The organism is Mycobacterium sp., from assembly GCF_047975165.1.
GTDB lineage: Bacteria > Actinomycetota > Actinomycetes > Mycobacteriales > Mycobacteriaceae > Mycobacterium.
Window position 1 is genome coordinate 1 of the sequence record NZ_JBKECZ010000078.1, and the last position, 7,297, is coordinate 7,297.

At 66.9% G+C, this 7,297-nt stretch carries 10 protein-coding genes and 2 pseudogenes; 6 read left to right on the plus strand and 6 right to left on the minus strand.

The window, feature by feature from the left end; genetic code table 11:
* From ACK5M9_RS08165 to bfr, 3 genes and pseudogenes are all read right to left on the minus strand, one after another.
* Nucleotides 1-923 (minus strand): PE family protein (locus ACK5M9_RS08165; protein WP_416892670.1); only part of this gene is annotated, 923 nt, incomplete at its 3' end.
* Between the two features lie 270 nt (nucleotides 924-1,193).
* Nucleotides 1,194-1,412: pseudogene (locus ACK5M9_RS08170) on the minus strand (carboxymuconolactone decarboxylase family protein); the annotation flags it as partial.
* A gap of 59 nt (nucleotides 1,413-1,471) precedes the next feature.
* On the minus strand, nucleotides 1,472-1,951 hold the full coding sequence (gene bfr / locus ACK5M9_RS08175) for a bacterioferritin (protein ID WP_416892671.1): 480 nt from the start codon (nucleotides 1,949-1,951) through the stop codon (nucleotides 1,472-1,474).
* A gap of 229 nt (nucleotides 1,952-2,180) precedes the next feature.
* On the opposite strand from bfr, the gene ACK5M9_RS08180 reads away from it, so the two are divergent.
* On the plus strand, nucleotides 2,181-2,333 hold the full coding sequence (locus tag ACK5M9_RS08180) for a hypothetical protein (protein WP_416892672.1): 153 nt from the start codon (nucleotides 2,181-2,183) through the stop codon (nucleotides 2,331-2,333).
* Nucleotides 2,333-2,521, plus strand: coding sequence for a (2Fe-2S)-binding protein (locus ACK5M9_RS08185; protein ID WP_416892673.1), 189 nt, complete (start codon nucleotides 2,333-2,335; stop codon nucleotides 2,519-2,521). The genes ACK5M9_RS08180 and ACK5M9_RS08185 overlap by 1 nt, the downstream gene beginning before the upstream one ends.
* Here ACK5M9_RS08185 and ACK5M9_RS08190 read toward each other — a convergent pair.
* Together ACK5M9_RS08190 and ACK5M9_RS08195 are read right to left on the minus strand one after the other, a co-directional pair.
* Nucleotides 2,518-3,273, minus strand: coding sequence for an enoyl-CoA hydratase/isomerase family protein (locus ACK5M9_RS08190; RefSeq protein WP_416892674.1), 756 nt, complete (start codon nucleotides 3,271-3,273; stop codon nucleotides 2,518-2,520). The two genes, ACK5M9_RS08185 and ACK5M9_RS08190, sit on opposite strands and share 4 nt — an antisense overlap.
* A gap of 109 nt (nucleotides 3,274-3,382) precedes the next feature.
* Complete coding sequence (locus tag ACK5M9_RS08195) at nucleotides 3,383-4,324, minus strand: hydrogen peroxide-inducible genes activator (protein WP_416892675.1); 942 nt, start codon at nucleotides 4,322-4,324, stop codon at nucleotides 3,383-3,385.
* A gap of 106 nt (nucleotides 4,325-4,430) precedes the next feature.
* Between ACK5M9_RS08195 and ACK5M9_RS08200 the strand changes: the two genes are divergently transcribed.
* From ACK5M9_RS08200 to ACK5M9_RS08215, 4 genes are read left to right on the plus strand one after another with little or no spacing between them, the layout of a single operon-like run.
* Complete coding sequence (locus ACK5M9_RS08200; RefSeq protein ID WP_416892676.1) at nucleotides 4,431-5,018, plus strand: peroxiredoxin; 588 nt, start codon at nucleotides 4,431-4,433, stop codon at nucleotides 5,016-5,018.
* A 55-nt stretch (nucleotides 5,019-5,073) separates the two neighbouring features.
* Complete coding sequence (locus tag ACK5M9_RS08205) at nucleotides 5,074-5,607, plus strand: alkyl hydroperoxide reductase (protein WP_416892677.1); 534 nt, start codon at nucleotides 5,074-5,076, stop codon at nucleotides 5,605-5,607.
* Between the two features lie 43 nt (nucleotides 5,608-5,650).
* On the plus strand, nucleotides 5,651-6,049 hold the full coding sequence (locus ACK5M9_RS08210) for a nitroreductase family deazaflavin-dependent oxidoreductase (RefSeq protein ID WP_416892678.1): 399 nt from the start codon (nucleotides 5,651-5,653) through the stop codon (nucleotides 6,047-6,049).
* 8 nt (nucleotides 6,050-6,057) lie between these two features.
* The gene (locus tag ACK5M9_RS08215; protein ID WP_416892679.1) at nucleotides 6,058-6,390 is read left to right on the plus strand and encodes a TfoX/Sxy family protein; all 333 of its coding nucleotides are present in this window, start codon (nucleotides 6,058-6,060) and stop codon (nucleotides 6,388-6,390) included.
* 34 nt (nucleotides 6,391-6,424) lie between these two features.
* Here the strand turns inward: ACK5M9_RS08215 and ACK5M9_RS08220 are convergent.
* Nucleotides 6,425-7,234, minus strand: a pseudogene (locus tag ACK5M9_RS08220) (NAD-dependent epimerase/dehydratase family protein); the annotation flags it as partial.
* Between the last annotated feature and the right edge of the window lie 63 nt (nucleotides 7,235-7,297).

Below are 7,297 nucleotides of genomic sequence, written 5' to 3' on the forward strand. Positions count from 1 at the left end.
CCGGCACCCAGCAGCCACGAATTACCGCCCGCCCCACCATTGCCGCCGGCACCCCCGGCCCCACCATCGCCATAGAAGAACCCGCCGTCACCGCCGACACCACCGTGGCCGTCGGTGGCCCCGGCACCGCAGGCGCCACCGGACCCCCGCAGCAACCCCTGACCCCCATTGCCGCCCACGGTCCCCGCACCCCCGGCACCACCCAACCCGTACAGCAAGCCCGCGTCACCGCCGGCACCCCCCATACCCCCGGCACCCCCGACACCCCCGGCCCCACCGCGGCCGAACAACCAGCCATGCCCGCCGGCCCCACCCACATTCCCCGCACCCCCGACACCCCCGCCGCCACCTTCGCCGTACAACCAGCCCGCATTACCGCCGGCACCCCCGGCCCCACCGGCACCCCCGGCGCCCCCGGCGCCGCCGTTGCCCCACAGGCTCGCCGCACCGCCCACACCACCGGCAGCACCCGCCTCGGTCTGGGAATACCCTGCACCGCCGTTGCCGTACAACCAGCCCCCGGCACCACCGTTGACACTGCCGGCAGTCCCATCCGCCCCGTCACCGACCAGCGGCCGCCCGGTATAGGTCACAAACGGCTCGTTGATCGGCGCGAAAACCTGATCGACCATCGTCTCCGCCGACAACGCCTCCGCACCGGAATACAACGACCCCGCACCCGCCAGCGACTCCGAAAACGTCTGCTGGAACCCCGCCACCTGCGCGGCCACACCCTGATAGGCCACGCCGAACTCGCCGAACACCGCAGCCACCGCCGCCGACACCTCATCCGCCCCCGCACCCGCCAACGATGTCGTCACCGACGCAGCAGCAGCATTAGCCTCATCCAACACCGCGCTGAGGCTCGAAATCTGCTGCGCGGCAGCCGACAACACATCAGACGAAACAACTAGATACGACATGACTCTCCACTCCTGCGTGGCCAGACCGCGCATACCTCACGTCGCTGGATCGGCCATTTTGCCCGGTGACGCGGCTTGGTTATGCAATGGTGAACCCCACGACGTCGGTGTACGTGCACCGATTCGATCTTGATTGTATCGAGTGAGTCAATACACAAAACTATTCGTCTGTGATTTTCGCAACGATCAATTGCTGTGAACTTCCTGGGAGTCGTCGGTGCACCGCTGCTATCAGGCTCACGGCGTCGCCGGCCCACGCCGCGATAGCGCTCAGGCTCGCGCGGGCAGTGTCAGCACACACGCTTGCTCGATGTCCAGCGTCCGCCGCATTCGCCCCATCCCGACCCACAGCGCGCATGAGATGGCCAGGTCGGCCAGCAGCTCGTCGGAGAAGTGCGCGGCGGCCCGGCGCCAGAAGTCCTCGTCGTCACGCAGCGCCGTGTGCTCGGTGGAGAAGCGGTGCGCGAATTCGGCCGCAAGCCGCTCCTGGGCACCCCTGGGCGCCCTCGAAACCGATCCGGCCCGATGCCCTCCGAGGCGGGTTGCCGTCAGCTGGGCGGGCGGGAGACGCACTGTGCGGAGTAGAGCTCCTCGCCCAGTTTGTCCATCAGCTCCAGTTGGGTTTCCAGGTAGTCGATGTGGGATTCCTCGTCGGCGATGATCTTCTCCAGCAGGGTGGCACTGGTGGTGTCCTGTTTTTCCCGGCACATGATGACACCCGGCTTGAGCCGGTCCAGGACGTCGTATTCGATGGCCAGATCGGCTTCGAACTGTTCGCGCAGCGTCTGGCCGATACGCAACGAGAAGATACGCTGGTAGTTCGGCAGACCGTCGAGCAGCAGGATGCGATCGGTGATCGCTTCCGCGTGCCGCATCTCGTCGAAGGATTCTTCCCGAGTGTGCTGCGCCAGCTCGGTGAATCCCCAGTTCTCCTGCATCTTCGAGTGCAGAAAGTACTGGTTGATGGCAGTGAGTTCGGCGGTCAGCTGTTCATTGAGCAGCCGTAGAACTTCCGGTTCCCCTTGCATGATCCCTCCTGGAAAATGCCGTCAAGTGAAACCACAGGAGGGCTGGGCTGGAGCGCACCTGCGGTGTGGCGGCACAGTTGTGTGTGCCACCTTCGAATCTAGTGCAGCGGCGGGTAATCGGGGCAGTCCTGTTCGCGACGGCAGCGGGCCGAAATGGTGGCAGCGCTCACCCGGCGTGTCTGAGATTAGGATAGACTCCACTAACTAACTTAGGTTAGACTCCGCTAATATGAGGCTCATTCAATCGGTTGCCTCGCTGGAAACCGCGATCCCTGACTTCCGTGACTTCCGTGACTTCCGTGACTTCCGTGACTTCCGTGACTTCCCCGGCCTCTCCGGGCTCATTGCGGTCATTCGCCAGGATGTGACGGGTCCGCGCTGATGTACGTGTGCCTGTGTGTGGGAGCCACCAATCAAACCGTCTGCGACGCGGTGGCACAGGGCGCGTCCACATCCCGGGAAATCGCCGACGCCTGCGGTGCCGGTGGCGACTGCGGGCGCTGTCGGCGCAACCTGCGCGCGATCCTGGCCGCGAGGTCCGAGCGCGATCCCGTCCCCGCGGTCGGCTAACTCCGCTTCCGCTCGCTGAACTCGGCCAGCGCCGCGGCGTTGGCCTGGGCGCCCATCAACTCGGCGAAGTGGGCGTTCTCCCGGGCCGTCGCCGCCGCGATCTCGCCGCGCAGCGGTTCGATCATCGTGTGCTTGACCGCCATCAGGCTCGAAATCGGCCGGGCGCCAAGGACCTCGGCATGCCGTCGGGCTTCGGCTAGCAGATCCCCGGGTTCGCAGACCCGCCACACCAGCCCCATGCGCAGGGCCTCCCGGGCATCGACCCACTCCGAGGACATCAACAGCCAGGCCGCGTTCTGCCGGCCGATCAACTGCGGCAGCAGATACGACGACGCCGCCTCCGGGGCCACCCCCAGGCTGGTGAAGGGACATTTGAGCCGTGCGGTGGACGACATGAAGGCCAGGTCGGCGTAGCCGAGAATGGTCGCGCCGATACCCAGCCCGACCCCGTTCACCGCGCAGACGAGCGGCTTGGGGAACGCGGCGAGTGCCTCGATGAGCCCCGGGAATCCGTGTCTGCCCTCCTGGAAGTCCGGATCGGAGATGCGCGCCGTCATTTCGGCCAGGTCCGTGCCGGCGCTGAAGCCACGTCCCGCGCCGGTGAGCAGCACGACGGCGACCTCGGGATCCTCGGCGGCGGCCAGCAGGGCATCGGCGGTGGCGTCGTAGAGGGCTTCGTTGAAGGCGTTGAGGGCGTCCGGCCGGTTCAGCGTGAGGGTCCGCACCCGGTTCTCGTCTTCGATCAGCAGCACGGCTGAACCATAACGCCGCATACCGGGCTGCCGGGGCACGGGGCACGGGGCACGGGGCACGGGGCACGGGGCAGGGGGCAGGGGGCAGCCGAACCTACAGGACGGTCCCCTACCCGCTGCTTGTCAAACGCACCTGGTGTTCGGCGGCGATCGCTCCCCCGATGAGCTGAGCGAGCCGGCGGTAGGGCTCGTCGCGCCCGCTGGTAGCGCGAAACACCAGACCGATGCTGCGGCCCGGACGAGGAGCGGCGAAGCTCGCCAGCCCCAGCCGGGTGCGTGCCGCCTCGACCGGGGCGGCACTCTGCGGAATCAGCGTGACACCCAGCCCGCCGGTGACGCATTGCACCGCGGTTGCCAGCGATGCCGCCCGGGTGTCGACCAGCTCGACCGCCGCACTGGCCTTCGCGCAGATGTCCAGGGTCTGGTCGCGCAGGCAGTGGCCCTCGTCGAGGAGCAGCAGCGGCAACTCGGCCAGGGCCGCCGCCGGCACCCCTCGCTTGCCCGACAAGCGATGGCCGGGTGGCAACGCCAGGACGAAATCCTCGGTGTAGATCGGGATTTCCACCAGACCGGCTCCGCCGGCAGGCAATGCGAGCAGAGCGGCTTCCAGGGCGCCCTCGCGCAACAGCGTGAGCAACCGGTGAGTCTGATCCTCGATCACCTGCAGGGCCAGATCCGGCAGGTCGTGCGCCAATCGAGTCAGAATCGTCGGCAGCACGTAGGGCGCGACGGTCGGGATGATGCCCAGCCGCAGGCGCCCGCGCAGTGGATCGGTGGCCCCGGCGACAGCGGCGGAAAAGGCATCGGCGGCGTCGATGACGGCCTGGGCGAAGGGCAGCAGCTGGGCGCCTTCATCGGTCAGGAATACCCGGCGCGTCGAGCGCTCAAGCAGGTGCACACCCAGACCCGACTCCAGGGTTGCCAGGGCTTGAGACAGCGTCGATTGACTGACACCGAGAAGTGTTGCCGCACTACCGAAATGCCGCTTCTCGGCCACCGCGACGAAGGTCCGCAACCCGGCCAGCGTCGGTTGAAAACTCTTATCGGACATGACTATTAATATAGTGCCATAAATCACCTTTACTTCACGCGGGGTGCGGGGCAACATGGAGGCGATAACCAGAGTTGACTTTTTCGGAAGATTTTAAGGAGCGGGCATGGCCCTGTTGACCATTGGCGACCAATTTCCGTCGTACAGCCTCACCGCGCTGATCGGCGGTGACCTTTCCCAGGTCGATGCCCAGCAACCCGAGGACTACTTCACCACCATCACCAGCGACGACCACCCGGGCAAATGGCGCGTCGTGTTCTTCTGGCCCAAGGACTTCACGTTCGTCTGCCCCACCGAGATCGCCGCGTTCGGCAAGCTGAACGACGAGTTTGCCGACCGCGACGCGCAGGTGCTCGGGGCGTCCATCGACAGCGAGTTCGTACACTTCCAGTGGCGCGCCCAGCACGAGGACCTCAAGACGCTGCCCTTCCCGATGCTCTCCGATATCAAGCGGGAACTGGTCGAGGCGACCGGCGCACTCAACGACGGCGGTGTGGCCGACCGGGTGACCTTCATCGTCGACCCCAACAACGAGATCCAATTCGCGTCGGTGACCGCCGGATCCGTCGGCCGCAACGTCGACGAGGTGCTGCGGGTCCTGGACGCACTGCAATCCGACGAGTTGTGTGCCTGCAACTGGCGCAAGGGCGACCCCACGCTCAACGCCGGGGAACTGCTCAAAGCCTCGGTCTAGCCCGCGGGCCGGATCGGATGATGCGACGAGCGGCAATGAGGGGCGATGAGTTGCGATGAGTATTTACAACCTCAAAGCTGCCCTGCCCGCATACGCCAAAGATCTCAAGCTCAACCTGGGATCGATCACCCGCAGCACGCTGCTCGACGGTGAACGGCTGTGGGGCACGCTGCTGGCGACCGCGGCGGCCACCCGAAACGCCCAGGTGCTGACCGAAATCGGCGCCGAGGCGGCCGACCGCATGTCACCGCAGGCCTACCAGGCGTCCCTGGGGGCGGCGGCCATCATGGGGATGAACAATGTGTTCTATCGCGGGCGCGGCTACCTCGACGGCCGCTACGACGACCTGCCGGCGGGGCTGCGGATGAACATCATCGGCAATCCGGGTGTGGACAAGGCCGATTTCGAGCTGTGGTCGTTCGCGGTGTCCTCGGTCAACGGGTGTGCGCACTGCCTGGCCGCCCACGAACAGACCCTCCGCAAAGAGGGTGTGGGCCGCGAAGAAATCTTCGAGGCACTCAAAGTCGCCGCGATCATCTCCGGGGTCGCCCAGGCGATCACCACGGCGCAAACCCTGGCCGCCGACTAGCCCGACCGCCGCCCGCGTCCCGGCCGTACTGGCATGGCATGGCATGGCGGGGTTGAATGGGGGCGTGAGCCTCAAACGCGACGTAGTGCACCGCGTCCAGCGACTGATCGTCAACCCGCTGGGCAGGCAACTGCCCGGAACCATGCTGGAGACCATCGGCCGCAAGTCCGGGCAGCCGCGCCGCACCGCGGTGGGCGGACGTGTGGTGAACAACCAGTTCTGGATGGTCTCCGAACATGGCGAACATTCCGACTACGTCTACAACATCAAGGCCAATCCCGCCGTGCGGGTGCGCATTGGCGGTCAGTGGCGGACCGGGACCGCGCACCTGATGCCCGAGGACGACCCCTGGGAGCGGTTGAACGCGTTGCCGCGACTCAACGGCGTGGGCGTGCGGACCATGGGCACCGAGTTGCTGACGGTCCGCGTCGATCTGGATTGACGTACGGCGTGGCCTATGACGACGAGCTGGCGAACCGGACCCGGGAGCTGTTTGCGCGGCGACCCGGCGTCGACGAGAAGCAGATGTTCGGTGGCCTGGCGTTCCTGATAGGCGGGCACCTGGCCGTCTGCGTCATGGGCGGAGGCGGACTGATGGTGCGGGTGCCGCCGGCCGATACCGACAAGCTCCTGGCCCGCGACCACGTCAGCCCGATGGTGATGTCGGGCCGGGAAGTGCGGGGCTGGGTGCGGGTCGCGGGCGACGGCGTCAAGACGAAACGTCAGCTGCAAAGCTGGGTCGACCGGGGTGCGGACTACGCAACAGGGCTGCCGGCCAAATAGCCGCCGGCCCGCGGGAACCGCCGAGCCGTCGGCCCATCGGCAACCGCAGATGGGCCGACCCGGCGATGGCGCCCCCGGGAGTCAGTTTGCTCCCCACCAGGCCCCGACCGGTGTCGATCGCCGCGTCATGCGCCCGCCAGCCGCATTCGAACTTCCAATCCTCTTGCAGCGCAGTAAGATCCAGGTCCGGAATCAGATTGTCCCAGCCGCGCACACCGCGCAGGCGCAGCCGCGGCGCGAGTGTTCGGATCGCCCGCCAGGCGGTGACCACATTGGTGGTGTCCGGGGTGGCGAGGTCCACGACCCCGGTCCGGTCGGTACCGGCAGCTGTCACCAGGAATCCGGCCAGGTCCTCCAGATGCAGCACCCGCATCGGTCGATCCGTCACCCTGGTGCGCATCAGTGCCGCCACTGTGCGGCACACCATCCAGTCGAGCTGACCTCCCAGCGGCGGCGCGATCCGGATCACCAGGCTCGGGGCCCACCCGGTGAATACCAGCGTCTCGGCCTGTTGTCGGGGCTCGGTCCGTCCTGCCGCCTGGGACACGAACAGCAGCCGGGCCCCCGCGCGGGCCGCGACGTTTGCGACGTATGCGACACCGGTGACGCCGGCGGCACCCGGTACTCCGGGGTCGACAGCGGCGAGATGTATCACCACGTCGGTATCGGCGGCCAATTCGTGCAGGACCGGATCGTGCAGCTCTGCGCACACGAACTCGACCTCGGGATCAAGACTTTCGTGCGGGTACCCGCCGACACCCCGGACGGTGTGCCCGGCTGCGATCAACCGGGAGGCGACCATCCGCCCGACGGCACCCGCGGCGTCGGTAAGCAGCACCTGCACCTGGCTTCACCTTCCCAACGTCTGTCCAATGACAATAGGCAACGGGAGAGCTGTTGTGCGGAA

What these genes read in the sequence shown, in the direction of transcription:
- ACK5M9_RS08200 (WP_416892676.1), top strand. Translation starts at nt 4,431, where the DNA reads ATGGCCCTGTTGACCATTGGCGACCAATTTCCGTCGTACAGCCTCACC.
- ACK5M9_RS08185 (WP_416892673.1), top strand. Translation starts at nt 2,333, where the DNA reads ATGTACGTGTGCCTGTGTGTGGGAGCCACCAATCAAACCGTCTGCGAC.
- bfr (WP_416892671.1), bottom strand. Translation starts at nt 1,951, where the DNA reads ATGCAAGGGGAACCGGAAGTTCTACGGCTGCTCAATGAACAGCTGACC.
- ACK5M9_RS08210 (WP_416892678.1), top strand. Translation starts at nt 5,651, where the DNA reads ATGGCGGGGTTGAATGGGGGCGTGAGCCTCAAACGCGACGTAGTGCAC.
- ACK5M9_RS08195 (WP_416892675.1), bottom strand. Translation starts at nt 4,324, where the DNA reads ATGTCCGATAAGAGTTTTCAACCGACGCTGGCCGGGTTGCGGACCTTC.
- ACK5M9_RS08180 (WP_416892672.1), top strand. Translation starts at nt 2,181, where the DNA reads ATGAGGCTCATTCAATCGGTTGCCTCGCTGGAAACCGCGATCCCTGAC.
- ACK5M9_RS08205 (WP_416892677.1), top strand. Translation starts at nt 5,074, where the DNA reads ATGAGTATTTACAACCTCAAAGCTGCCCTGCCCGCATACGCCAAAGAT.